Below are 24,823 nucleotides of genomic sequence, written 5' to 3'. Positions count from 1 at the left end.
CCTGTTGCTGGTCACAGGGGGCGCCCGTAGGCACGCAGGGTGCGCAGCGCCTCGATGGTCACCATGGGGCGCGCTTCCAGGGAGGTACCGGGTGCCCACTGGCGCCAGTTGAGCGGCCAGCCGCCGTCCTGCTGCTGCGCGCCTTCCAGGTGGTCGAGCGCGCGGGCCATCTCCTCGTCGGTGAACCAGGAGCGGGCCAGCGATTCGGGCACCCTCGCGTAGTCGTACGGGTAGTGGTGCTCACCCGGCGCGTACCCAGGAGCGACCCGGTACGCGTCCAGGCGCCCTGGATCGAGAACGGCGAGGCGCTGCTCCCGGACGAGCCGGCCGAGCCGGTCCGCGGCGGCACGCGCGCGCGAGCGGTCCGGCACACCGTCCAGGAAGGCGACCGCCGCCTCGATCTCGTACGGATGCGAGGTCGTCAGCGACTCGACAGCGGACCAGCAGAAGTCGGTGGCCCGGAACAGCCAGGCGTGCCACACCTCGTTGCGGTGCAGCAGCCCGACCACCGGACCCGTGGCCAGCAGCTCGCCCGGCGGGTCGTCGCGCACCGGCACGAAGGGGGCGTGCGGATACTGGCGCTGGCTGGGATGCACTGCCGGAAGGGCGCCTTCCGGTGTGGAGGCGGCCGTCAGATAGCGGCAGACCCGCTCCACGCGCTGCCCCGAGCACCGGCCGATCGAGTCCAGGACGCGCAGGGCGTGAGCGGCGTGCAGAGGCTGGCCGGCGGGGCCGCGCAGATCGGGTTCGAGGGCGTAGCCGTAGCCGTCGTCCTCAGTGCGGTAGGCGGCCAGGGCGTTCTCCACGGCGTCGGCCGCGGCGGGGGAGGACTCCAGGAAGTGGTAGGCGAAGCGGCGCTGCTCCAGGACGCGCGCGGTCAGCCAGACGAACGACGCGGCACGGGAGAGCGGGGAGCGTGCCGACGGTGACGAGGGGAGTGGGGAAGCTCCGGTTTCGGCCATGCGCCGACCGTAGGGCGGAAAGCGGTCTCCGGGTGCCTTCCGGGCCGGGGCCCACTCTCAGGGGCGGGATACTGGAGGCATGCGGTTGACGGTTTTCTGGCAGCGGATGGCGGACCACTTCGGGTCCGGGTACGCCGACACGTTCGCGCGCGACCACGTGATGGCGGGGCTCGGCGGGCGCACGGTGCACGAGGCGCTCGACTCCGGCTGGGACGCCAAGGAGGTCTGGCGCGTGGTCTGCGCCACAATGGACGTGCCCGCGGAAGAGCGCTGATCGCGATGGTGGCCGGGAGTTCACCGATCGTCCCCGGCGTAGGTGAGACTGGTTCCGTGGCAGCGACTGACGAGACCCCTCCGGCGACGGCCGACACGGCACCACCCGGCACGGCGCCCCCCGAGCGGCAGCCGGCCCCGGCACCCGCCCCGCGCCCCGGCATGCCGCGCTGGCTGCCGCGGGCCATGGTGCTCGCCCTGGCCCTCATCGCCTGCTTCCAGCTGGGCAGTTGGGCCTTCCACCGGTTCACCGGGCTGCTGATCAACATCCTGATCGCGTTCTTCCTGGCGCTCGCGGTGGAGCCCGCGGTGAGCTGGATGTCGGCGCGCGGTCTGCGTCGCGGCCTCGCCACGGGCCTCGTCTTCCTCGCGGTGATGATCGCGGGCGCGGGCTTCGTCGTGCTGATGGGGTCGATGCTCGCGGGCCAGATCGTGGACATGGTCGAGGACTTCCCGAAATATCTCGACCAGGTCATCAGCTGGGTCAACCAGACGTTCCACACAGAGCTGAACCGCGTCGAGGTCCAGGACAGCCTGCTGCACTCGGACTGGCTCCAGAAGTACGTGCAGAACAGCGCGACCGGTGTCCTCGACGTGTCCGCGCAGGTGCTGGGCGGACTCTTCCAGCTCCTGACGATCACCCTGTTCTCGTTCTACTTCGCCGCCGACGGACCGCGGCTGCGGCGCGCCCTCTGCTCGGTCCTGCCGCCCGCCAAGCAGGCCGAGGTGCTGCGCGCCTGGGAGATCGCCGTCGACAAGACGGGCGGCTACCTGTACTCGCGCGGCCTGATGGCGCTGTTCTCCGGGCTCGCCCACTACATCCTGCTGCAGGTGCTCGGGGTGCCGTACGCGCCGGTGCTCGCCGTGTGGGTGGGGCTCGTCTCGCAGTTCATCCCGACCATCGGCACCTACCTGGCGGGCGCGCTGCCGATGCTGATCGCCTTCACCGTGAACCCCTGGTACACGCTGTGGGTGTTCATCTTCGTCGTCGTGTACCAGCAGTTCGAGAACTACATGCTGCAGCCGAAGCTGACCTCGAAGACCGTGGACATCCACCCCGCGGTCGCCTTCGGCTCGGTCATCGCGGGCACGGCGCTGCTCGGTGCGGTGGGGGCGCTCATCGCGATCCCCGCCGTCGCGACGTTGCAGGCGTTCCTCGGCGCGTATGTGAAGCGGTACGACGTCACCGACGATCCGCGGGTGCACGGGCACCGCAGGCGGACCGGCGCGTCGGTCCTCGCCCATGCCCGGGGCGCCCTGCGCGGACCGAACGAGCCGAACGCCGAGGACCGGTGAGCGGGTCCCGGAGCAGCTGACGCCCCGCGGCGCGCCCCGCGTGGTGCGCTTGACACCAAAATCGAACATCCATTCTTATGGAGCGACCAGGGGCTTTCTCCCCAGGGACCCCAAGGGATCCGGAGAGAGTGACCGGGCGAGGAGCCTCGAGTTAACCACAGGCGCACGGGCGCCGAGGCCGATTGTCAGTGGCAGGCGTTAGCGTCTTTGACGTGAAGCGATCGACACAAGCAAACCGGGTGGAACCCATGGCAGGAACCGACCGCGAGAAGGCGCTCGAAGCCGCGCTCGCACAGATTGAACGGCAATTCGGCAAGGGCGCAGTGATGCGCATGGGCGAGCGGCCGAACGAGCCCATCGAGGTCATCAGCACCGGCTCGACCGCCCTCGACATCGCGCTCGGCGTCGGCGGCATCCCGCGCGGCCGCGTGGTGGAGGTGTACGGGCCGGAGTCCTCCGGCAAGACGACCCTGACCCTGCACGCTGTGGCCAACGCCCAGCGGGCCGGTGGCGCGGTGGCCTTCGTGGACGCCGAGCACGCCCTCGACCCCGAGTACGCGAAGAAGCTCGGCGTCGACATCGACAACCTGATCCTGTCCCAGCCGGACAACGGCGAGCAGGCTCTGGAGATCGTCGACATGCTGGTTCGCTCCGGCGCCCTCGACCTCATCGTCATCGACTCCGTCGCCGCCCTGGTGCCGCGCGCGGAGATCGAGGGCGAGATGGGTGACTCGCACGTGGGTCTCCAGGCCCGCCTGATGAGCCAGGCGCTCCGGAAGATCACCAGCGCGCTCAACCAGTCCAAGACCACCGCCATTTTCATCAACCAGCTCCGCGAGAAGATCGGTGTGATGTTCGGCTCCCCGGAGACCACGACCGGTGGCCGGGCGCTGAAGTTCTACGCCTCGGTGCGCATGGACATCCGCCGCATCGAGACGCTCAAGGACGGCACAGACGCGGTGGGCAACCGCACCCGCGTCAAGGTCGTCAAGAACAAGGTCGCGCCGCCCTTCAAGCAGGCCGAGTTCGACATCCTCTACGGCCAGGGCATCAGCCGCGAGGGCGGCCTGATCGACATGGGCGTCGAGCACGGCTTCGTCCGCAAGGCGGGTGCCTGGTACACGTACGAGGGCGACCAGCTCGGCCAGGGCAAGGAGAACGCGCGCAACTTCCTGAAGGACAACCCCGATCTGGCCAACGAGATCGAGCGGAAGATCAAGGAGAAGCTGGGCGTCGGTGTCCGCAAGGAGGAGCCGGCCGCCGAGCCGGCGCCCACGGACGCGGTGACCGATGCGCCCGCCGAGGACGCCGCCAAGACGGTGCCCGCTCCCAAGGCCGCCAAGACCAAGGCCGCGGCGGTCAAGAGCTAGTCCGTGACACGACGAACCGACTGGGGTGAGTACGACGACGGCCCCCCTGTCCCGGCGGGCCGGGGACATGGCGGCGACGAGGCGTACGACGATGCCGCGTACGGGGAGAGCGGGTACGACGGGGGGCCGGGGGACGGCACGGCAGCGGGCGGGCCGCGCCGCGGGGGACGTGCGCGCGGCGGCGCCGGGTCGCGCGGACGCCGGCGCAGAGGCGGATTCGGGGACCAGCCCGGCGCCACGGGGGACGACGGCCCGCCCGACTCGTCGCGGGCCGGGCGGGGCGAGCCGTCGGGAGATCCGGCGGAGCGGGCGCGGAACATCTGCCTGCGGCTGCTCACCGGGACTCCGCGTACGCGCAAGCAGCTGGCGGACGCACTGCGCAAGCGGGAGATCCCGGACGAGGTGGCGCAGGAGGTGCTCGGCCGCTTCGAGGAGGTCGGGCTGATCAACGACAGCGCCTTCGCGGATGCCTGGGTGGAGTCCCGCCACCACGGGCGCGGCCTGGCCCGGCGCGCGCTCGCCCGCGAGCTGCGCACCAAGGGGGTGGACTCGACGGTGATCGACGAGGCGGTCGGGCAGCTCGACGTCGAGCAGGAGGAGGAGACCGCGCGCGAGCTCGTCGCCCGCAAACTCCGCTCCACGCGCGGCCTCGACCGCGACAAGAGGCTGCGCCGTCTCGCGGGCATGCTCGCCCGCAAGGGGTACTCCGAGGGCATGGCGCTCCGGGTGGTGCGACAGGCGCTGGAGGAAGAGGGGGAGGAGACGGAGGACCTGGGGTTCGGGGAGTAGGCCGGACGGAAGGTGGGGCCGCGCCGCCACACCCACCGCCCGCGTGCCGCTTACGCCTCCGTGACCGGTAGGCCCGCTGCTCGCCAGGCCTGGAAGCCGCCTGCCAGGTCCGTCGCGCGGTACAGGCCCAGCTGTTGCAGGGAGGCGGCCGCGAGGCTGGAGGCGTAGCCCTCGTTGCAGACGACGATGACGTGCAGATCGTGGTCGGTCGCCTCGGGGGCCCGGTGGCTGCCCTGGGGGTCCAGGCGCCACTCCAGTTCGTTGCGTTCGACGACGAGTGCGCCGGGGATCAGCCCGTCGCGCTCGCGCAGCGCCGCGTACCGGATGTCGACCAGGAGCGCGTCGCCGGCCGACGCCGCGTCGAAGGCCTCCTGCGGTTCGACCCGGTCGAGCCCGGTCCGCACCTGTTCGAGCAGCGCGTCGATGCCCACCCGGGGCCGGTCCGCGGCGCTCACTGCCAGTCCTGCGGGCGCTCCACCGACTCCAGGCGCAGTACCTGACCGGTGCGGCTGTAGCGGCGGATCTGCGGGAGGGGCGGGTAGTAGGCGTGGACCGAGACGGCGTGGGCGGTGCGGGACTCGTTCAGGACCTCGTGCACGTGGTGGCGGCCGAAGGCGCGGCCCTGCCCCGTCGTCAACCGCCGGGTGCGGTCGACCCCTTCGGACAGTTCCAGGGTCCGCCAGCCGTCGGCGGGCAGCCGGGCCGCCAGCGCGTTCTCCTTCAGCTCGCCCGAGGCGGTGAGGAAGGCGCCGACCGACTCGGCGTGGTCGTGCCAGCCGGTGCCCGTCCCGGGCGGCCAGCCGATGAGCCAGGCCTCGCTGCCACCGGAACCTTCGAGCCGCACCCAGGTACGGCCCTGCGGATCCAGCGGCAGCGACGCGACGAGGGCGCGGTCGGCGGCGGTGCGGCGGACGAAGTCGAGCAGCTCGGCCTGGGTCGGAGCGGTGCCGGACACGGCCGGTCCGCCGGGAGCAAGTGCAGGGGAAGATGTCAGGGGCGTAGGAAGAGACACGGCAGGTACCGTCCTGGAGTTCGCGGTGGGCGCGGGCCGCGGGTGCCGGGGAGACGGCAGCGCAGGGCGGCGCGCGCAGGGAGAAGAAGGCGAATTCAGCAGGACGGGCGACACGTGCAGCCCGCGTAGCGGACCAGGTCCATATGGACCCTCCGCCACAGGCGTACATCGGTGTCGATCGTCACGCTCCGGAGTACACCATGGCCGTGGATGCCGGTCAACTCACACGCGGGGCAGGCGTCTCGGCCTCGAGTGCCGCCCTATCAGCGGCCGAGCGGATCGTCGCGTGGTCCCGTCACGCGGCTCAGCCGGGCGGTCTCTTCCCGTGACTCGGAACGCGGCCCAGCCGAACGGTCCCCTCTCATGACTCGGCACGCGGCCCAGCCGGGCCGCCCCGGTCACCGCTGCCGTCGTCGCACGCCCGGAGCCCTCAGTCGGAGCCGCCCGCCCGTGCCCCGGCCCGCACCGGCTCGCCGTCCGGGGCGGGGCCGCCGAGGGCCGACCGGGCGGCCTCGTACAGCTCCGTGGGCTGGACGCCACTGAGGGCAGTCACCAGATGTCCGTCCGGGCGGATCAGCAGCACGGTATGGGCGGCGGCCTGCGGATAGCTCTCCGCGACGAGCAGCTCGGCCCCGTGCGGAAGGGCCGCTATGGCCGCCGCGAGCCGGGGCATCAGCCCGGCGGACATCCAGTGCTTGCGGTCCCACACGCCGGTGCCGGGAGCCACGAGGACGACGAGCAGGTGGCCCAGGCCCAGCCGGTCGCGCAGCGGGACGACCGAACCGTCGGGCGCCGTCACCCGCACGTCCGCGACCGGCGCGCCGACCGCCGTGCCCACGTCCACTTGCGACTCGGAGAGCGGTGGCGCGAGCGGCGAGTCGGTGTACGCCCCCGGCGCGCCGAGCGGGCCGTGCCCCAGGTGACCGTCCGTGAGCAGCGCATCGTGGCCCCGGGCGCCGCCGGGCACGTAGGCACGCAATCCGCGGGCTCCCTTGCCGCCGCCGCGCAGTATCGGCAGCGCCTGGTCCGCGGCGCGCAGCCGGCCGGCGACGACGGCGCGGCGCTCCGCCTGATAGCTGTCGAGCAGGGCGGCCGGGACGGGTCGTGGCCCGTCGTGCCAGGTCAGCGCCAGTTTCCAGGCGAGATTGTCCGCGTCGCGCAACCCCTCGTCCAGCCCCTGGGTGCCGAGCGCACCCAGCAGATGAGCCGCGTCCCCCGCGAGGAAGGCGCGGCCCACGCGCCAGCGGCGGGCGAGGCGGTGGTGGACGGTGTGGACGCCCGTGTCCAGCAGTTCGTACGGCGGGGTGGAGCCTTCGCACCAGCCCCCGAGGGTCTCCCGGATGCGTGCCACCAGCACATCCGGGGTGACCAGATCGCTGCGGGGCGGCAGCAGCCAGTCCAGGCGCCAGACGCCGTCGGCGAGGGGGCGGCCGACGACCTCCGGACCCGCCGGGCCCGAGGTCCGCCACGGGGGGTTCCGGTGGAGTAACGCCTGACCGGGCCACGGAAGTTCCGTGCGCAGCGCGGCGACCGCGTGCCGTTCGACGGCGGTGCGGCCGGGAAAGCGGATGTCGAGCAGTTTGCGGACGGTGGAGCGGGGCCCGTCACAGCCCACCAGGTAACTCCCGCGCCACCACGTGCCCTTCGGGCCGCGGGTGTGGGCGGTGAGCCCCGCGGCGTCCTCCTCGATCGCGTCGATGCGGCTGTTGACGACGACCTTGATGAGCCGCTCGTCCGCGACGGCCCGGCGCAGTGCTCCGGTCAGTTCGTGCTGGGCGATGTGGAGTGGGGCGGGCAGGTCGTCGCCGAAGGTGAAGGAACGCATCTCCTGTTTGCGGCGCAGGGAACGCCAGCCGGTCCACCGTGAGCCCGCGCGGTCGAACGACGTGCCCGACAGACGCTCCGCGAGCGCGGCGGTGTCCTCGCGCAGGACGACCGTGCGGGCGAGACGCTGCTCGTCCTTGCCGGGACCCTCGTCCAGCACCAGGGCCGGTACGCCGTGCCGGGCGAGCGCGAGGGAGAGCGTGAGCCCCACGGGGCCCGCGCCGACGACGATCACCGGGTCCACGGCGCGGCTCCTCCTGCCCCGAACGGCCCGCCGGAGAGCGTCCCGCGCGATGCGGACGGTGGACGGGAAACGCGGGAAGGGGCAGTTGGAGCGGGGTGCACGTTCACAGAGCGTATGCAACCCACTGCTGGTGCTTGCGTCAAGTGACGGAGGCAGTGGCGATCACGCCACTGCCTCCTTGACACCAGAACGGTCGATGCGGATCCCTTGACGCCCCGTCAGGAGCCGCCGGGGCCCCCGGTGCCGCCGGCGCCGCCGGTGGGGCCCTTGCCGAGGACTTGCTCGATCTCCGACATCTCCACGACGGGCTCGCCGGCCGGGGCCACCGCGACCCCCTTCTTGGTGCTGCGCCGCCCCCGCCGCTCGATCCACGTGGCGATCCCCGACAGGGCCAGACACATGGCGATGTAGAGCGCGCCGACGACGATGACGACGGCGGTGATCGGGTTGTCACCGTTGACGATGATGTTGTTGGCCATCGTGCGGGCCGCGAACAGCAGCTCCCCGTAGGTGATGATGTAGCCGAGCGACGTGTCCTTCAGGGTGACCACGAGCTGGCTGATCATCGTCGGCAGCATCGAGCGGACGGCCTGCGGCACCAGCAGCATCGTCATCACCTGGGACTTGCGCAGCCCCAGTGCGTACGCCGCTTCCACCTGGCCGCGCGGTACGGCGTTGACACCGGCGCGCAGGACCTCGGCCTGGACACAGCCGTTGTAGACGGTCAGGCCGATGACGAGGGCCCAGAAGGCGGAGTTGTCGCCGACGACCCCGAGGTTCTCCTTGTAGGTGAGGAAGAGCACCCACAGGGCGTAGATCGTGATGAGCAGCGGGATCGCGCGGAACAGCTCGATGAAGCCGGTCGCGAACCACCTGATCGCCTGGTGGTCGGAGAGCCGGGCCACGGCGAGCAGCAGACCGAGCACCAGGGAGAGCACACCGGCGGCCGCGAACACTTTCAAGGTGGTGAGCACGCCGTCACGGATGTTGGCGCGTACCCCCGCGTTGTTGAAGATGTTCCAGACCTCGGGCTCCAACTGGCCCGTGGCGTTCATCCGGTACAGGGTGAACGCGATCAGGCCGAGCACCGCGACGGAGCCGACCACCGTGTAGATCCGGTTGCGCACCTGGGCCTTGGGGCCGGGTGCGTCGTACAGGACGCTCGGAGAGCTCATCGTGCGACCCCCATGCGGCGCTCGAGCAGCCGGAAGAGACCGCTGATGGCGAAGGTGATGATCAGGTAGCCGAGGGCCACCCACAGGAAGATCCAGCCGATCGCGAACCCCTTGTCGCTCAACAGCTTCTGCACCCCGAAAAGTTCGGCGACACTGAACGCGCCCGCGATGGCCGAGTTCTTGGTCAGCGCGATGAAGATGGAGCTGAGGGGCGGCAGCACGGTCCGCGTGGCCTGCGGCAGGATGATCATGCGCAGGGTCTGCGAGAACGTCATCCCGATCGACCGGGCGGCCTCGGCCTGCCCCAGCGGCACCGTGTTGATGCCGGAGCGGACGGCTTCACAGACGAACGCCGAGGTGTAGCAGCCCAGGGCGAGCAGCGCCTTGGTCCAGGGGTTCAGGCCCGGCAGGAAGATGACCGGGATGACGAACCACACGACAAGGAAGAGCAGCGTCAGGGGCGTGTTGCGGAACAGGGTGACCCAGGCCGTGCCGAACAGTCGTAGGGGCGGGACGGGGGAGACACGGAAGCCGGCGATGATCACGCCGAGGACCATCGCCAGGAGTCCGCTGGCCAGGGTCAGCAGGACGGTGCCTATGAACCCCTCGCGAAACTCCGGGAGATAGTCGAGCAATACGTTCACGGGGATGTCCTCGTGGGCGGCAGCGGACGGGCGACAGCGGACGGATGGCGACGGCCGCGCAGCGGGCGCACCGGCGGGGGTGCGCCCGCTGCGCGGACGGGCTCCTCAGGCGGTGATCAGTAGCGGGCGACGGCCGGCGGCTCGGTGTACGCGGAGCCGGACAGGCCGAGCGTCGCGTCGTAGGCCTTCTTGTAGTCGCCGTTCTTCTGGTGCGCCTCGATGGCGTCGTTGACCGCGTCGCGCAGCGCCTTGTCGTTCTTGTTCATGCCGACGCCGTACGGTTCCTTCGTGAAGGGCTTGCCGACCACCTTCAGCTTCTCGTTGCGCTGGGCGGCGTAGCCCTTGAGGATCGCGTCGTCGGTGGTGACGGCGTCGACCTCGTTGTTCAGCAGCTGCTGCACGCACTCGGAGTACTTGGACAGCTCGATGGTCTTGGCGCCGTACTTGGGCTTCTTGATCTCCTGGAGCGGGGTCGAGCCCTTGATGGAGCAGACCGTCTTGCCCTTGAGCGAGTCCGGGCCGGTGATGCCCTTCTCGTCCTTGCGCACCAGGAGGTCCGCGCCGGCCAGGAAGTACGGGCCGGCGAAACCGACCTGCTTCTTGCGCTCGTCGTTGATCGTGTAGGTGCCTACGTAGAGGTCGACCTCGCCCTTGGAGATGGTGGTCTCGCGGACGTTCGAGTCGACCGTCTTGAACTCGACCTGGCTCGGCTTGAAGCCGAGGTCGGCGGCGACCATCTTGGCGATCTCGATGTCGAACCCGGAGCGCTTGCCGTCCGTGTCCTCGAAACCGAGGAAAGGCTGGTCGTTCTTGGCGCCGACGACGATCTTGCCGGCCTGCTGGGCCCGCTTCAGGGTCGCCGAGTCGATCTTGACGTCCGTGGCGATCTTGTAGGTGGGCAGCTTCGGCTGGTCCTTGCCACCGGCCGAACCGGCGGGCTTGTCGCCGGCGTTGCCCGACTCGCCGCCACAGGCGGTCGCGGTCAGCGCGAGCACGGCCAGGGTCGCGGCAGCGGCGGATTTGCGGAGCTTCATGGTGAACATCCTTCGTGTCGGCCTTCGTGTCGGCAGATTCGGCAGTGAACTAGTGGTGCAGGATCTTCGACAGGAAGTCCTTGGCCCGGTCGCTGCGCGGGTTGCTGAAGAACTGGTCGGGGACGGCCTCCTCGACGATGCGGCCGTCCGCCATGAAGACGACGCGGTTGGCCGCCGAGCGGGCGAAGCCCATCTCGTGTGTGACCACCACCATCGTCATGCCGTCCCGGGCGAGCTGCTGCATCACCTCGAGGACCTCGTTGATCATCTCCGGGTCGAGCGCCGAGGTCGGCTCGTCGAAGAGCATGATCTTCGGGTCCATCGCCAGCGCCCGTGCGATGGCCACACGCTGCTGCTGGCCGCCGGAGAGCTGCGCGGGGTACTTGTCCGCCTGGGCGCCGACCCCGACCCGGTCGAGCAGCGCCCTGGCCTTCTCCTCGGCCTTCTTCTTGTCCGCCTTGCGGACCTTGACCTGACCCAGCGTCACGTTCTCGAGCACGGTCTTGTGCGCGAAGAGGTTGAAGGACTGGAACACCATGCCCACGTCCGCGCGGAGCCTGGCCAGTTCCTTGCCCTCCTGGGGCAGCGGCTTGCCGTCGATCGTGATGCTGCCGGAGTCGATCGTCTCCAGGCGGTTGATCGTGCGGCACAGCGTCGACTTGCCGGAACCCGAGGGGCCGATGACGACGACGACCTCACCTCGCGCGACGGTCAGGTCGATGTCCTGCAGCACGTGCAGCGCGCCGAAGTGCTTGTTGACTTCGCGCAGGGCGACCAGCGCGTCGCCCGCAGGGGGAGTGGCGTCCTTGGTCACCGAAACTTCGGTCATCGGGGTCTTGCTCCATCCTCCTCGGTTGGGAGGACAGTAGTAACGCCATGCGACCAGCGTCATTACATCTGAGGGGAAATTGAGCATAACGATCCGGCCGCGACCCGACACTGTGCGTGAAGAGGGGCAGCGGCCGCGCGTACCGGCTGCATAACGGAACCCCACCGTAACCGGCAGGCTCTTGACTGCGTCCTTATGTATCGGCGTGGATGCCTTGGTGAACCTTGAGAGGCCGGGACGTGAGAGGGGGGCCGGAATGAGACTGCTGCTCGTCGAGGACGACGACCACGTGGCCGCGGCCCTCTCCGCCGTGCTGGCCAGACACGGTTTCTCGGTGCTCCATGCCCGCAGCGGCGAGGAGGCGCTCCAGGCACTCGTCCCGGACCCCGACGCCTTCGGTGTCGTACTGCTCGACCTCGGCCTGCCCGACCAGGACGGCTACGAGGTCTGCGGCAAGATCCGCAAACGCACCTCGACTCCGGTGATCATGGTGACCGCGCGCGCGGACGTACGGTCACGCATCCATGGACTCAACCTCGGCGCGGACGACTATGTGGTCAAGCCGTACGACACGGGTGAGCTGCTGGCCCGCATCCATGCGGTGAGCCGGCGCAACATGAGTGCGGAGAGCGCCCCCGCGGCCGAGAGCGCGCTGCGGCTCGGCGGCGTGCACATCGAACTGCCCACCCGGCAGGTCACCGTGGACGGCTCCGTCGTGCAGCTCACCCGCAAGGAGTTCGACCTGCTCGCCCTGCTCGCGCAGCGGCCGGGCGTCGTCTTCCGGAGGGAGCAGATCATCAGCGAGGTGTGGCGCACGAGTTGGGAGGGGACGGGGCGCACCCTGGAGGTCCACGTCGCCTCCTTGCGCTCCAAACTGCGCCGGCCCGCGCTGATCGAGACGGTACGCGGCGTCGGCTACCGCCTCGTGGCGCCGGCCGCGTAGCGGAAGCCGTAGAGTCCCCGGGTGCGCGCCCGCCTGCTTCCGCTGCTCATCGTCCTCATGGCGGGCGTGCTGCTCGCGCTCGGCTTCCCCCTCGCCGTGAGTGTGGCCTCCGCGCAGCAGCAGAAAGTCGTCATCGACCGCATCGACGACACGGCCCGGTTCGCCTCGCTCGCACAGTTCGTGACGAGCCGCCCGGACGAAGGCCGGGGGGACGCGGCGGGCCGGGGGAAGAGCGACGGAGCGGACGAGCGGCAGCAGACGCTGCAGAAGGAACTCGCGCGCTACTACGACGTCTACGGCATAAAGGCCGGCGTCTTCTACCGTGACCAGCAGCCGATGGGACAGGCGCCCGGCGACTTCCTGGTGCCGGTGCGGGGCCCCGTGCGGGCCGCTTTCGACGAGGCCCGTTACTCCCGCCGCAGCCACGATCCGCCGCAGGTGTGGCCGTGGCAGCGCGGCGGCCGTGTGGTGGTCGCCTCGCCGGTCATCCGGGACGGCGACGTCGTCGCGGTCGTCGTCACCGACTCGCCCACCGACGCGATGCGGGCCGCGACGCTGCGCGGCTGGGCCGTGATCGTGGCCGGTGAGGTCGCCGCGATGCTCCTCGCGGTGGGCGCGGCGCTGCGGCTCACCGGCTGGGTGCTGCGCCCGGTCCGCGTGCTGGACGCGACCACCCACGACATCGCCACCGGCCGCCTGAAGTCACGCGTCGCGGCCGCCGGAGGCCCGCCGGAACTCCGGCGCCTGGCCCGGTCGTTCAACGAGATGGCGGACCACGTCGAGGACGTGCTGGAGCAGCAGCGCGCCTTCGTCGCCGACGCCTCGCACCAACTGCGCAATCCGCTCGCCGCCCTGCTGCTGCGCATCGAAGTGCTGTCCTACGAACTACCGGAGGGGAACGAGGAGATCGCGTCCGTACGGGCCGAGGGCAAGCGCCTGGCCCGTGTCCTCGACGACCTGCTCGATCTGGCCCTGGCCGAGCACGCCGCCGCCGACCTGCGGCTGACCGACATCGGAGAGCTGGCCGCCGAGCGGGTGGAGGCGTGGCGCCCGCTCGCCGACGAAAAGGGGGTGCGGCTGGTGGCCGAGTGCCCTGCGGCGACCGGCTGGGCCGACCCGATCGCGCTGTCCAGCGCCTTGGACGCGGTCGTGGACAACGCCCTCAAGTTCACGCCCGCGGGCGAGCAGGTCACCGTCACGGTCGCGGCGAACGGGGAGACGACTGCCGTCGTGGTCACCGACGGCGGCCCCGGCCTGCGCGAGGAGGAGCTCGCCCGGATCGGCGACCGGTTCTGGCGCAGCAACCGGCACCAGAACATCAAGGGCTCGGGCCTCGGCCTGTCCATCTCCCGGGCGCTGCTGACCGCGGGCGGCGGCTCCATCGCGTACGCGCACCACGAGCCGCACGGGCTGAAGGTGACGGTGCGGGTGCCCAGGACGGCATCGGTGGCGCCGTCCCGCTCCGCCGCTCAGGGTTTGACGGAGCGGTAGTAGCGGCGCGCGCCCTCGTGGAGGGAGAGCGGGTCCGTGTAGACGGCCGTTCTGAGGTCCACGAGCTGCGCCGCGTGGACCTCGGCGCCGATGTGGTCGCGGCTGTCGATGACCGTGCGGGTCATCGCCTCGGTCAGCCCCGGATCGGTGCGGTCGGTGGTCACCAGGAGGTTCGCCACGGCGAGCGTGCTGACGGACCGGCCCAGCTGGGCGGCCGGATAGGCGTCGGCGGGCATCACGGCGGCCCGGTAGTAACGCGACGACGCGCCTTGCTTGTGGAGCGTGTCGACGAGGCTGCCCAGCTCGACCAGCCGGACCGGGTACTCCTGCGACAGCGTCCGCACATGGTTGGTGGGCAGACCACCCGACCAGAAGAACGCGTCGATCTTCCCCGCCTTGAGCGCCGTGGGCATGGTGTCGATGCCGATGCCCACGGGCGTCACGTCCCGGTCGATGTCCAGGCCCGCCGCGCGCAGCACGCGGTCGGCTATCAGCCGCACGCCCGACCGGCCCCCGCCGACGGCGACCCTCTTGCCACGCAGGTCGGCGACCTTCTTCACCGGGGAGGAGCGGGCCACGACGAGCTGCATGTAGTCGTCGTAGAGGCGGGCGCAGCCGCGCAGCCGGGTCGCGCCCGCCCGGTCCTCGTCCTGGTACTTGGCGACCGCGTCGGCCGCGGCGATGGTGAAGTCGGCCTTGCCGGTGGCGACCCTCTCGACGTTGTCCCACGAGCCTTCGCTGCTGGTCAGGGAGACGTCGAGCCGGGGGATGTCGCGGGACAGCGCCGTCTTGAGGAGGTTGCCGTACTTCTCGTAGACGCCGGTGTGGGCGCCCGTGCTGATGGTGACGCGGCCGCTCGGAGCCGGCTCGCCCAGGGGAAGCAGCCACCACAGCAGCAGTCCGGACACGACGATCCCGGCGGTGGCGCCGAGGAGCGCGCGTCGGCGGGTGACACGGGTGAACGGAGCGGGCATGGGCGCGATCCTGCCAGCTCGCCCCAGAGCTGACCAGGTCCGCCGGGGCGCCCCCGGGGCACGCTTCCAGGGTGACTGGCCGGCGTCGCTCCACAGGATGCGCGGGGCCCCCTCGCGCACCCCATACCCTTGTTGTCATGAGCAGCAGCCACCCGCGTCCGTCCGTGGACGACCGTTCACCCAGCGTGCCCAAGACATACGAAGTACTCACCTACGGGTGCCAGATGAACGTCCACGACTCCGAGCGGTTGTCGGGCCTCCTGGAGGACGCGGGGTACGTCCGCGCGCCCAAGGGCTCCGACGGCGACGCCGATGTCGTGGTCTTCAACACCTGCGCGGTGCGCGAGAACGCGGACAACAAGCTCTACGGCAACCTGGGACGGCTCGCCCCGCGCAAGACGCAGCGCCCGGGCATGCAGATCGCCGTGGGCGGCTGCCTGGCTCAGAAGGACCGCGACACCATCGTGAAGAAGGCGCCCTGGGTGGACGTCGTCTTCGGCACGCACAACATCGGCAAGCTGCCCGTCCTCCTGGAGCGCGCCCGCGTCCAGGAGGAGGCACAGGTCGAGATCGCCGAGTCCCTGGAAGCCTTCCCCTCCACGCTGCCCACCCGCCGCGAGAGCGCGTACGCGGCCTGGGTGTCGATCTCGGTCGGCTGCAACAACACCTGCACCTTCTGTATCGTCCCCGCCCTGCGCGGCAAGGAGAAGGACCGCAGGACCGGCGACATCCTGGCGGAGATCGAGGCGCTGGTCGGCGAGGGCGTCAGCGAGATCACGCTGCTCGGCCAGAACGTGAACGCGTACGGCAGCGACATCGGCGACCGCGAGGCCTTCAGCAAGCTGCTGCGCGCCTGCGGGCAGATCGAGGGCCTGGAGCGCGTGCGCTTCACCTCCCCGCACCCGCGCGACTTCACGGACGACGTGATCGCCGCCATGGCCGAGACGCCGAACGTGATGCCACAGCTGCACATGCCGATGCAGTCCGGCTCCGACACGGTCCTCAAGGCGATGCGCCGCTCGTACCGCCAGGAGCGCTTCCTCACCATCATCGAGAAGGTCCGCGCCGCCATGCCGCACGCGGCCATCACGACCGACATCATCGTGGGCTTCCCCGGCGAGACCGAGGAGGACTTCGAGCAGACGATGCACGCCGTGCGCGAGGCCCGCTTCGCCAACGCCTTCACCTTCCAGTACTCCAAGCGTCCCGGGACCCCGGCCGCGACGATGGAGAACCAGGTTCCCAAGGAGGTCGTGCAGGCGCGCTACGAGCGTCTCGTCGCCCTCCAGGAGGAGATCTCCTGGGAGGAGAACAAGAAGCAGGTCGGCCGGACCCTGGAGCTGATGGTCGCCGAGGGCGAGGGCCGCAAGGACGGCACCACGCACCGCCTCTCCGGCCGCGCCCCCGACAACCGCCTCGTCCACTTCACCAAGCCGGACGGCGAGGTCCGCCCCGGCGACGTCGTCACGGTCGAGATCACGTACGCGGCCCCGCACCACCTGCTCGCCGAGGGCCCGGTCCTGAACGTACGGCCCACGCGCGCGGGCGACGCCTGGGAGCGGCGTACCAAGGAGCAGCAGGACAAGAAGCAGGGCGTCCTGCTGGGCCTGCCCACGGTCGGCGTTCCCGCGCCCCTGCCGGCGGTCACGGGCGGCTGCGCCGTCGACTGATGCGACGGGCCGACGACAAGTAGGCTGACGATCATGCTTGTCGCCGCCGCCGTCTGCCCCTGTCCGCCGTTGCTGGTGCCCGAGGTCGCCGCCGACGCCGCTCCCGAGCTGGACGCCGCGCGCACCGCCTGCGACGCGGCGATCGGCGCGGTCCTCGCCGCGGATCCCGACGTGCTGTGGGTGATCGGCGGCGGCCCGCGTCCCGGTGTCCACAGGCCGGGAGCGCGGGGTTCCTTCCAGCCCTTCGGTGTCGATCTCGACGTACGCCTCGGAGCACCGGAGGAGTCCGCCGAAGCCGAGACCCCCGCACTCCCCGTGTCCCTCTCCGTAGGCGCGTGGCTGCTCGCGCGCGCGGGATGGACGGGCGAGACCCGCGGTTACGAAGTGGCGGAGAGCGGTCCGGTCTCCGCCGGAGCGGAGGGCGCGCGCCGCCTGGCCGCGGGCAGCACCGGTGCGCAGCGCGTGGGCTTCCTGGTCATGGGCGACGGCACCGCCTGCCGCACGGTGAAGGCCCCCGGCTACCTCGACGAGCGGGCCGAGGGCGTCGACGCCCGGATCGCCGCGTCCTTGGGCACTCTCGACCGGGACGGCTACCTGGCCCAGTTGGACGCCGGTCTCGCCGGCGAACTGAAGATCTCCGGCCGCGCGCCCTGGCAGCTCCTCACCGCGGCCTGGGCCCAGGACCACGGTCACCACGGCACAGCACGCCTGTTGTACGAGGACGCGCCCTACGGGGTGGGGTATTTCGTGGCCTCCTGGACGTAGAGCCCTCCAGAGCCCCGCTGCGGGCCTCCGACGCTCCCTGCCTGTCCCGCGCCCCTCGCGCGCACGACGACGGCCGCGAGACCCGGAGGTGTCGCGGCCGTCGCCGTGCGCGGGAGTGTGGTGTCGAAACGCGGCAGGGCGTGGCGTCAAGGCCCCGCAGGAGGCGACGGCGGAGTGCCGCCACCCGTGCCCGTGCCGCCCGCGCCGCCGGGCCCGTCCGGCCTCTCCGGCGCGGAGAGACGGTCCAGAGCGTCCTTCGCCTTGCTCGTGCCCAGCTGGATCTTGTCGCTGTACTTGCCCTTGGTCTTGCCGTCGACCGCCTTGGCGGCCTTGTCCAGACCTTGGTCGATCTTGTCCCCGTGCTGCTGCGCGAGGTCGGAGACCTTGTCCTTGGCAGGGCCGAGCTTGGCTTTCAGGTTGTCCAGGAAGCCCATGAAGCCACCTCTCTCACGAAGTCACTTACTGGCGCCCTCGTCGGCCGCCTCGTTGTCCGCGGCCTGCTCCGCGGACTGCTGCTTGGGGATGTCCACGTTCTCCGACGCGGCGCCCCCGGCCGTCGCGTCCGCCCCGGTCTCCCCGGCCTCGGATCCGGCCGGGGAAGCCTCGGCGGTGGCCTGGGAGGGGGACGTGGCGTCCTGGGCGCTCTCCGCGCCCTGTGCCGCCTCCGCTTCCGCCTCGGCGGTCAGAGGGGCAGCCTGCGTCTCGGCGGACGCCGCCGCGTCACTGTCCTTGGCCTTCCGGCGAAACATGGCAAAAACGCCCATTTCAACTCCATACGTTACTCGTGCGGGCGAAATCCCGCCCTGCCCGGTGCGTCCCATTGCGTCGCCCGGGTCACCGGTCCTCGAAACCGGCGGCTGGAACCTCGCAACAGGCAACGACCCCGGACCTGCTGCGTCACGTAGCTCGTTCGAGAAGAGACCCCCGGTTTGCGAGACTGGGGCGGTGAGTAGCGCAGCTCCCGCCCCGCGGGTCATCGCCGTCGTCGGTCCGACCGCCGCCGGAAAGTCAGATCTTGGTGTCTTCCTCGCCCGGGAGCTCGGCGGCGAAGTCGTCAACGCCGACTCCATGCAGCTCTACCGGGGGATGGACATCGGCACCGCCAAGCTGACGCCCGAGGAGCGTGGCGGGGTCCCGCACCACCTCCTGGACATCTGGGACGTCACGGAGACCGCGAGCGTCGCCGAGTACCAGCGCCTCGCCCGCGCCGAGATCGACCGCCTCCTTGCCGCGGGCCGCTGGCCCGTCCTCGTCGGCGGCTCCGGGCTCTACGTACGCGGCGCCGTCGACAAGATGGAGTTCCCCGGCACCGACCCCGAGATCCGCGCACGCCTGGAAGAGGAACTTGCGCTGCGCGGCTCCGGAGCCCTGCACGCCCGTCTCGCCGCCGCGGACCCGGAGGCCGGGGCCGCGATCCTGCCGAGCAACGGCCGGCGCATCGTGCGCGCCCTCGAAGTCATCGAGATCACCGGAAAACCCTTCACCGCGAATCTGCCCGGGCACGACTCGGTCTACGACACCGTCCAGATCGGCGTCGACGTGGCGCGCCCCGAACTCGACGACCGCATCGCCACGCGCGTGGACCGCATGTGGGAGGCAGGTCTCGTCGAAGAGGTGCGCGCCCTTGCGGCGCAGGGCCTGGGAGCGGGCCGCACGGCCTCGCGCGCCCTCGGCTACCAGCAGGTCCTCGCCGCCTTCGCGGGGGAGTGCACCGAGGAGGAGGCACGCGCGGAGACGATCCGCGCCACCAAGCGCTTCGCGCGCCGTCAGGACTCGTGGTTCCGGCGCGACCCACGGGTGCACTGGTTGAACGGAGCCGTCGCCGAACGCGGGGAACTCCACGACCGGGCAATGGCGTTGGTCGAACGACCGGTTACAGCCTGATCACGTGATGGCATCGGGACGCCCCGCCCGTCATCCCGGCCTCTTCGGCCGTGCCATCATCGACCATCGATCGACCAGTGGAGTCCGAAGTGGGAGGGCGCGTGGCGATGGAGGCCGGCCCTCGTGACACCGCACCGGGCGGGGAGCAGTTGAGCCCCGACGGTCCAGAGGCGATCCCGGACGGCGTGATCGCCGACGGGCCGACCGCCGACGAGCTCACCGCGCAGGATGCGGCCGCCGAGGTCGAGATCGAGCTGCGCCCGCAGCGCAGGCTCCGCATCTGGCAGCTCGCCCCCATCGTGATCCTGGCCACGGTCGGCTCCCTGATGTTCGCCTTCCCCCTGTTCTTCGAGTTCGGTGACGGCGGCGCGGTCGTCGCGATGCTGGGCCTGCTGATCAGTTCGTGCGCCGCCGGCTGGGGCATGATGGCCGCCCGCCGGGTGGGCTACACGCTGCCGGGCTTCCCACAGCGCGGTTCGGGCCGCCGGCCGGACTGGCGCGTCGTGGGCGCGTACGTGGTCGTGGTGGCCGCGGTGGCGGTCCTGGCCGTCTGGCGGGTGGCGCGGCTCCGCTGACCGCGGTGAGCCCGTTGTCGGCGCCGTCTCGTACGATCGAGGAATGACCACCTTCCTCAAGGGCCACGGGACGCAGAACGACTTCGTGATCATCCCGGACCCGGAGAACGGCATCGAGCTCTCCGCGGCCGCGGTGGCCGCGCTGTGCGACCGCCGTGGCGGCATCGGTGGTGACGGCCTCCTGCACGTCGTGCGCTCCGCCGCCCACCCCGAGGCGCGCTCCATGGCGGCCGAGGCCGAGTGGTTCATGGACTACCGGAACGGGGACGGCTCGATCGCCGAGATGTGCGGCAACGGAGTGCGGGTCTTCGCCCGCTACCTCCAGCGCGCCGGCCACATCGGCGCGGGCGACCTCGCCGTGGCCACGCGCGGCGGCGTCAAGCACGTCCACGTCGACAAAGAAGGCCTGATCACGGTCGGTATGGGCGCGGCAGCGCTGCCCGAAGGCGAGGTCACCGTGTCCGTCGGCGACCGCACCTGGCCCGCGACGAACGTGAACATGGGCAACCCGCACGCGGTCGCCTTCGTGGCGGACCTGGCCCACGCGGGCACCCTGTACGACCCGCCGCCCGTCGCCCCGGCGGCCGCCTACCCGCAAGGGGTGAACGTCGAGTTCGTCGTCGACCGCGGCCCCCGGCACCTCGCCATGCGCGTGCACGAGCGCGGCGCCGGCGAAACCCTCTCCTGCGGCACGGGCGCCTGCGCGGTGGCCGTCGCCGCGGCCCGAAGAGACGGCCTCGATCCCGCCCTGACCGGCGCTCCGGTGACGTACGAGATCGATCTGCCCGGCGGGCGGCTGACGATCACCGAGCGTCCGGGTGGAGAGATCGAGATGACAGGACCGGCCGAGATCGTGGCCGAAGGCATGATCGACGCGGACTGGTTCGCGTCATTCGAAACCGTAAACCCGTGAAGCTTCGCTCGAATGGGTGATCCGTTTCACGCTGGGCGAGAGCTGGTCTGTGCCACGTGATGGGCTCGGTAGCATCAAGCACCGGTCCGGACGGGTTCCCCCGCCAGCCCGCCGCCGGGTAGAGAAAGCCGGAGGTGCTCATGAGCGCGGAGGCGACCAACCCCGCCACCCCAGGGCCGATCACGCCCGGAGCACACCGCAGGCGTGGCCGCCCCCGGATCGACCTGCGACGACTCGGCCGCGCCGCACTCCTCGGCCCCACCGCCCGCGGCCGCCTTCCCGACGCGATCGGACACGTGGTCGAGGCGCACCGCGCCCACTACCCTGACGCCGATCTCGACCCGCTGCGCCGCGCCTACGTCCTGGCCGAGTCCTCGCACCGCGGCCAGATGCGCAAGAGCGGTGAGCCGTACATCACACATCCGCTCGCGGTGACGCTGATCCTCGCCGAGCTGGGCGCGGAGAACACCACCCTGACCGCCTCCTTGCTCCACGACACGGTCGAGGACACGGACGTGACGCTCGACCAAGTGCGCACCGAGTTCGGCGAGGAGGTCGCCTATCTCGTCGACGGCGTCACCAAACTGGAGAAGGTCGACTACGGCGCGGCAGCCGAACCCGAGACCTTCCGCAAGATGCTCGTCGCCACCGGCAACGACGTACGCGTCATGTCCATCAAGCTCGCCGACCGCCTGCACAACATGCGCACCCTCGGCGTCATGCGCCAGGAGAAGCAGGAACGGATCGCCAAGGTCACCCGCGACGTCCTCATCCCGCTCGCCGAGCGCCTCGGCGTCCAGGCGCTGAAGACCGAACTCGAAGACCTTGTCTTCGCGATCCTCCACCCTGAGGAGTACGCGGAGACGCACACCCTGATGGCGGCCAACGCGGCGCGCGAGGACGACCCCCTGGCCGCGATCGCCGAAGAAGTGCGCGGTGTGCTCCGCGAGGCGGGTCTGAGTGCCGAAGTCCTCATCCGGCCCCGGCACTTCGTCTCCGTCCACCGGGTCCGCCGCAAACGCGGTGAGCTGCGCGGCACCGACTTCGGCCGCCTCCTTGTCCTCGTCGCGGAGGACGCTGACTGTTACGGCGTCCTCGGTGAGCTGCACACCTGTTTCACGCCGGTGGTCTCGGAGTTCAAGGACTTCATCGCCGTGCCGAAGTTCAACCTCTACCAGTCGCTGCACACGGCCGTCACCCGCGGGGACGGCGAAGTCGCCGAAGTCCTCATCCGTACGCACCAGATGCACAAGGTGGCGGAGGCCGGCGTCGTCGCCCTCGGCAATCCGTACACGCCGTCCGGCGAAGAGCACCTGGACACGGTCGGTGAGCGGGCCGACCCCACCCGCCCCGGCTGGCTCTCCCGCCTCCTCGACTGGCAGCAGTCCGCGCCCGACGCCGACATGTTCTGGTCGACGCTCCGCGAGGACCTGGCCCAGGACCGCGAGATCACCGTCTTCCGGCCGGACGGCGGCACCATCGGCCTGCCCGCGGGCGCCAGTTGCGTGGACGCCGCCTACGCCCAGTACGGCGAGGACGCCCACGCCTGCATCGGCGCGCGGGTCAACGGCCGCCTGGCCACGCTCGGCACGGTCCTCGTCGACGGCGACACGGTGCAGCTCCTGATGGACCGGATGGAGGGCGCCGCCGCCTCCGAACCGTCCCGCGACTGGCTCGACCACGCCCGTACGCCCGCCGCCCGCATCGCGATCCGCCGGTGGCTGACCGCCCACCCGGAGGGCCCGAGCACCCCGGAAGCGGCCCCGCGCGCGCCCTACAGCGGGCCCTCCGCGCGCCCGGCCACCGCCAACGCCGTGGTGGACCAGCCGGGCGCCACCGTGCGTCTGGCGGGCTGCTGTACGCCCGTGCCGCCCGACGAGATCACGGCCTTCGCCGTCCGCGGCGGCGTCGTCACCGTGCACCGCGTCGCCTGTCCCGGCGTGGCCCGCATGAAGGGCGACGGCCGCGCCGAGGTGCCGGTGCGCTGGGCGGACGCGGACGCCGCCGAGTACCGGGTGACGCTCACCGCCGAGTCGTTCAGCCGCCCGCACCTCCTCGCGGACCTCACGGAAGCCATAGCGCTGGAGGGTGTCGCCATCATCTCGGCGACCGTCGAACCGCCCACCCAGGGCGGCGTCCGGCACACCTACACGCTGCAACTCCCAGACGCCGCCCACCTCCCCGGCCTGATGCGGGCGATGCGGAACGTGCCGGGGGTGTACGACGTCGGACGCGCGCAGCACGCGGCGAGCGGCGCGGTCTAGTGCCGCCTGCTTGCGTTCCGGCACATCGAGGCGCCTGGCGTCGACAGCGTGGGTGGCCGGCCGCGCGAGCCGTCCGGACGCGGGGGAGCGCCGGCGCCGACGCGCTGGGGTCTTTCCGGCGGGAGTCCGCCTGGGGCCACAGGGGGCCTCGTTCGGGTGGGAGCGGCGTGTACCGCCCCCGCCGCACGGCGGGCCGCTGATAGCGGTAGTTCATGCTGCTCAGCTCCCGAACGCCCCGCACCGCCGCGCTCCTCGCCGCGGGTGCCTCCGTCGCCATCCTCGCGGCGGCCGCGCCGCAGTCCGTCACCCCGCTCGGCATCGGTGACCGCCTCTTCCCGCACCTGGGCAACCCCGGGTACGACGTCAGGTCGTACGACATCGCCTTCACCTACGGAGGCGACCACAACAAGCCGCTCGACGCCGTGACCAAGATCGACGCCCGAGCGACCGACCTGCTGGAGCGGGTCAACCTCGACTTCTCGCACGGCACGGTGCGCGCGGTGGAGGTCAACGGAGCCCCCGCCCGCTTCGCGACCAGTGACGAAGACCTGATCGTGACGCCCACGCAGCCGGTCGTGCCGGGCGAGCCGCTGCACATCACCGTGCGGCACACCAGCGACCCGCGCCCCGGTAAGCAGGACATCGGGTGGATCCGCACCAAGGACGGGCTCGCCATGGCGAACCAGGCGGACGCCGCGCACCGGGTGTTCCCCAGCAACGACCACCCCTCGGACAAGGCCTACTTCACCTTCCGGGTGACCGCTCCGAAGGACCTCCAGGCGGTGGCCAACGGGCTCCCTGTAGCGACGAAGCGCTCCGGCCCCACCACCAGCTGGGTCTACCGCACCGCCCACCCCATGGCCACGGAACTGGCGCAGGTCTCCATCGGCCGCTCCGCCGTCCTGCACCGCAAGGGACCCCACGGGCTGCCGGTGCGTGATGTCGTCCCCGCCAAGGACACCAAAGCCCTGCAACCCTGGCTCGCCAGGACGCCTGGCCAGATCGCCTGGATGGAAGGCAAAGTAGGCCGCTACCCCTTCGAGAACTACGGCCTGCTCATGGCCGAGGCCAGCACCGGCTTCGAGCTGGAGACGCAGACGCTCTCCCTGTTCGAGCGGGAGGTCTTCACGCGTCCCGAGTACCCGAAGTGGTACGTCGAATCGATCATGGTCCACGAACTCGCGCACCAGTGGTTCGGCGACAGCGTCAGCCCCCGCACCTGGTCCGACCTGTGGCTCAACGAAGGCCATGCCACCTGGTACGAGGCCCTGTACACCGAGGAGAAGGCGCACGCTCCTATGGAGAAGCGGATGCGCAACGCCTACCTCGCCTCCGACGGATGGCGCGCGGCCGGCGGGCCGCCGGCCCGGCCCAAGGGCCCTGAGCAGGGCGAGAAGATCAGCATCTTCCGGCCGGTGGTCTACGACGGCAGCGCCCTGGTCCTGTTCGCCCTGCGCCAGGAGGTCGGCAAGGACGCCTTCGAGCAGGTGGAGCGGCGGTGGGTGAGCACCCACCGTGACTCCACGGCCACGACCGCCGACTTCGTCAGCCTGGCCTCGGACGTCGCCGGACGCGACCTGACCGGCTTCTTCCAGGGCTGGCTGTACGGGAAGAAGACGCCGCCGATGCCGGGGCACCCGGACTGGAAGTCCAAGCCGGTACAGAAGCAGGGCGGGCGGTGAGGCAGGCCGGGCAGGCCGCGGGGCCGGCTGCCCGGCCGGTGTGAGGCGGGCGGGCCGGGCCGATCAAGCCCGAGCCTGAGGAACCTCGGTCCATGAGGCTTGGGCCCCGCAGTCACGGGACATAACTCGGATGACGAGACGGGCCGTCCCGTGCGAACATCGTTCAGCGACGGCGCGAGCCACTCCGATCGCTCCTGATCGGCTTGTCCG

At 71.1% G+C, this 24,823-nt stretch carries 25 protein-coding genes; 13 read left to right on the top strand and 12 right to left on the bottom strand.

Annotation, left to right across the window (positions count from 1 at the left end; translation table 11 throughout):
- Positions 1 to 11: 11 nt before the first annotated feature.
- Positions 12 to 962 (bottom strand): hypothetical protein, encoded by a 951-nt coding sequence (locus ABZY33_RS10445; protein WP_356491119.1) that lies wholly within the window; start codon positions 960 to 962, stop codon positions 12 to 14.
- A gap of 79 nt (positions 963 to 1,041) precedes the next feature.
- On the opposite strand from ABZY33_RS10445, the gene ABZY33_RS10440 reads away from it, so the two are divergent.
- From ABZY33_RS10440 to recX, 4 genes are all read left to right on the top strand, one after another.
- Entirely contained in the window at positions 1,042 to 1,236 is a 195-nt protein-coding gene (locus ABZY33_RS10440; protein WP_356491118.1) for a DUF3046 domain-containing protein, read from the top strand.
- A 56-nt stretch (positions 1,237 to 1,292) separates the two neighbouring features.
- Positions 1,293 to 2,531, top strand: a complete 1,239-nt coding sequence (locus ABZY33_RS10435; protein WP_356491117.1) for an AI-2E family transporter — start codon at positions 1,293 to 1,295, stop codon at positions 2,529 to 2,531.
- Positions 2,532 to 2,779: 248 nt separating this feature from the next.
- Positions 2,780 to 3,901 (top strand): recombinase RecA, encoded by a 1,122-nt coding sequence (gene recA / locus ABZY33_RS10430; RefSeq protein ID WP_356491116.1) that lies wholly within the window; start codon positions 2,780 to 2,782, stop codon positions 3,899 to 3,901.
- Positions 3,902 to 3,904: 3 nt separating this feature from the next.
- Positions 3,905 to 4,690 (top strand): recombination regulator RecX, encoded by a 786-nt coding sequence (gene recX, locus ABZY33_RS10425; RefSeq protein ID WP_356491115.1) that lies wholly within the window; start codon positions 3,905 to 3,907, stop codon positions 4,688 to 4,690.
- Positions 4,691 to 4,740: 50 nt separating this feature from the next.
- Here the strand turns inward: recX and ABZY33_RS10420 are convergent, their stop codons facing one another.
- The 8 genes from ABZY33_RS10420 to ABZY33_RS10385 form a co-directional block, all read right to left on the bottom strand.
- Entirely contained in the window at positions 4,741 to 5,145 is a 405-nt protein-coding gene (locus tag ABZY33_RS10420; RefSeq protein WP_356491114.1) for a rhodanese-like domain-containing protein, read from the bottom strand.
- Complete coding sequence (locus tag ABZY33_RS10415) at positions 5,142 to 5,684, bottom strand: cysteine dioxygenase (protein ID WP_356491141.1); 543 nt, start codon at positions 5,682 to 5,684, stop codon at positions 5,142 to 5,144. The genes ABZY33_RS10420 and ABZY33_RS10415 overlap by 4 nt, the downstream gene beginning before the upstream one ends.
- Before the next feature lie 113 nt (positions 5,685 to 5,797).
- Positions 5,798 to 5,887: a putative leader peptide gene (locus tag ABZY33_RS10410; protein ID WP_356491113.1), complete on the bottom strand. Its 90-nt coding sequence runs from the start codon at positions 5,885 to 5,887 to the stop codon at positions 5,798 to 5,800.
- Between the two features lie 245 nt (positions 5,888 to 6,132).
- Complete coding sequence (locus tag ABZY33_RS10405; RefSeq protein WP_356491112.1) at positions 6,133 to 7,770, bottom strand: FAD-dependent monooxygenase; 1,638 nt, start codon at positions 7,768 to 7,770, stop codon at positions 6,133 to 6,135.
- A 218-nt stretch (positions 7,771 to 7,988) separates the two neighbouring features.
- Positions 7,989 to 8,945, bottom strand: a complete 957-nt coding sequence (locus tag ABZY33_RS10400) for an amino acid ABC transporter permease (protein ID WP_356491111.1) — start codon at positions 8,943 to 8,945, stop codon at positions 7,989 to 7,991.
- A complete protein-coding gene (locus ABZY33_RS10395; RefSeq protein WP_356491110.1) occupies positions 8,942 to 9,589 on the bottom strand; it encodes an amino acid ABC transporter permease in 648 nt (215 codons plus the stop codon). The genes ABZY33_RS10400 and ABZY33_RS10395 overlap by 4 nt, the downstream gene beginning before the upstream one ends.
- Before the next feature lie 116 nt (positions 9,590 to 9,705).
- Positions 9,706 to 10,623 carry a glutamate ABC transporter substrate-binding protein gene (locus ABZY33_RS10390; protein ID WP_356491109.1) on the bottom strand — a complete coding sequence of 306 codons (918 nt, stop codon included), beginning with the start codon at positions 10,621 to 10,623 and terminating at the stop codon, positions 9,706 to 9,708.
- Between the two features lie 49 nt (positions 10,624 to 10,672).
- Complete coding sequence (locus ABZY33_RS10385; RefSeq protein WP_356491108.1) at positions 10,673 to 11,452, bottom strand: amino acid ABC transporter ATP-binding protein; 780 nt, start codon at positions 11,450 to 11,452, stop codon at positions 10,673 to 10,675.
- Between the two features lie 256 nt (positions 11,453 to 11,708).
- Here ABZY33_RS10385 and ABZY33_RS10380 point away from each other — a divergent pair, with 256 nt between their 5' ends.
- Positions 11,709 to 12,395, top strand: coding sequence for a response regulator transcription factor (locus tag ABZY33_RS10380; protein WP_356491107.1), 687 nt, complete (start codon positions 11,709 to 11,711; stop codon positions 12,393 to 12,395).
- A gap of 21 nt (positions 12,396 to 12,416) precedes the next feature.
- Positions 12,417 to 13,886 carry a HAMP domain-containing sensor histidine kinase gene (locus tag ABZY33_RS10375; RefSeq protein WP_356491106.1) on the top strand — a complete coding sequence of 490 codons (1,470 nt, stop codon included), beginning with the start codon at positions 12,417 to 12,419 and terminating at the stop codon, positions 13,884 to 13,886.
- On the opposite strand, the gene ABZY33_RS10370 is transcribed toward ABZY33_RS10375, so the two are convergent.
- The gene (locus ABZY33_RS10370; protein WP_356491105.1) at positions 13,865 to 14,860 is read right to left on the bottom strand and encodes a TAXI family TRAP transporter solute-binding subunit; all 996 of its coding nucleotides are present in this window, start codon (positions 14,858 to 14,860) and stop codon (positions 13,865 to 13,867) included. The genes ABZY33_RS10375 and ABZY33_RS10370 overlap by 22 nt on opposite strands.
- Positions 14,861 to 14,997: 137 nt before the next feature.
- Between ABZY33_RS10370 and miaB the strand changes: the two genes are divergently transcribed.
- Both miaB and ABZY33_RS10360 read left to right on the top strand, forming a co-directional pair.
- Positions 14,998 to 16,530: a tRNA (N6-isopentenyl adenosine(37)-C2)-methylthiotransferase MiaB gene (miaB, locus tag ABZY33_RS10365; RefSeq protein WP_356491104.1), complete on the top strand. Its 1,533-nt coding sequence runs from the start codon at positions 14,998 to 15,000 to the stop codon at positions 16,528 to 16,530.
- 33 nt (positions 16,531 to 16,563) lie between these two features.
- Positions 16,564 to 17,295 (top strand): class III extradiol dioxygenase subunit B-like domain-containing protein, encoded by a 732-nt coding sequence (locus ABZY33_RS10360; protein WP_356491103.1) that lies wholly within the window; start codon positions 16,564 to 16,566, stop codon positions 17,293 to 17,295.
- 146 nt (positions 17,296 to 17,441) lie between these two features.
- On the opposite strand, the gene ABZY33_RS10355 is transcribed toward ABZY33_RS10360, so the two are convergent.
- Entirely contained in the window at positions 17,442 to 17,729 is a 288-nt protein-coding gene (locus tag ABZY33_RS10355) for an antitoxin (RefSeq protein WP_356491102.1), read from the bottom strand.
- A 21-nt stretch (positions 17,730 to 17,750) separates the two neighbouring features.
- Entirely contained in the window at positions 17,751 to 18,044 is a 294-nt protein-coding gene (locus ABZY33_RS10350; RefSeq protein ID WP_356491101.1) for a hypothetical protein, read from the bottom strand.
- 196 nt (positions 18,045 to 18,240) lie between these two features.
- Between ABZY33_RS10350 and miaA the strand changes: the two genes are divergently transcribed.
- The 5 genes from miaA to ABZY33_RS10325 all read left to right on the top strand — a co-directional run bounded on the left by miaA (position 18,241) and on the right by ABZY33_RS10325 (position 24,613).
- On the top strand, positions 18,241 to 19,179 hold the full coding sequence (miaA, locus tag ABZY33_RS10345; protein WP_356491100.1) for a tRNA (adenosine(37)-N6)-dimethylallyltransferase MiaA: 939 nt from the start codon (positions 18,241 to 18,243) through the stop codon (positions 19,177 to 19,179).
- A 107-nt stretch (positions 19,180 to 19,286) separates the two neighbouring features.
- A complete protein-coding gene (locus ABZY33_RS10340; RefSeq protein ID WP_356491140.1) occupies positions 19,287 to 19,754 on the top strand; it encodes a hypothetical protein in 468 nt (155 codons plus the stop codon).
- A gap of 43 nt (positions 19,755 to 19,797) precedes the next feature.
- Positions 19,798 to 20,667 (top strand): diaminopimelate epimerase, encoded by an 870-nt coding sequence (dapF, locus tag ABZY33_RS10335; protein ID WP_356491099.1) that lies wholly within the window; start codon positions 19,798 to 19,800, stop codon positions 20,665 to 20,667.
- A gap of 140 nt (positions 20,668 to 20,807) precedes the next feature.
- Positions 20,808 to 22,931: an HD domain-containing protein gene (locus ABZY33_RS10330; RefSeq protein WP_356491098.1), complete on the top strand. Its 2,124-nt coding sequence runs from the start codon at positions 20,808 to 20,810 to the stop codon at positions 22,929 to 22,931.
- A gap of 212 nt (positions 22,932 to 23,143) precedes the next feature.
- Positions 23,144 to 24,613, top strand: a complete 1,470-nt coding sequence (locus ABZY33_RS10325; protein ID WP_356491097.1) for a M1 family metallopeptidase — start codon at positions 23,144 to 23,146, stop codon at positions 24,611 to 24,613.
- Positions 24,614 to 24,823: the final 210 nt, after the last annotated feature.

Source organism: Streptomyces sp. NPDC006552 (assembly GCF_040611655.1).
GTDB lineage: Bacteria > Actinomycetota > Actinomycetes > Streptomycetales > Streptomycetaceae > Streptomyces.
This window is presented reverse-complemented; position numbering and strand designations above follow the sequence as displayed.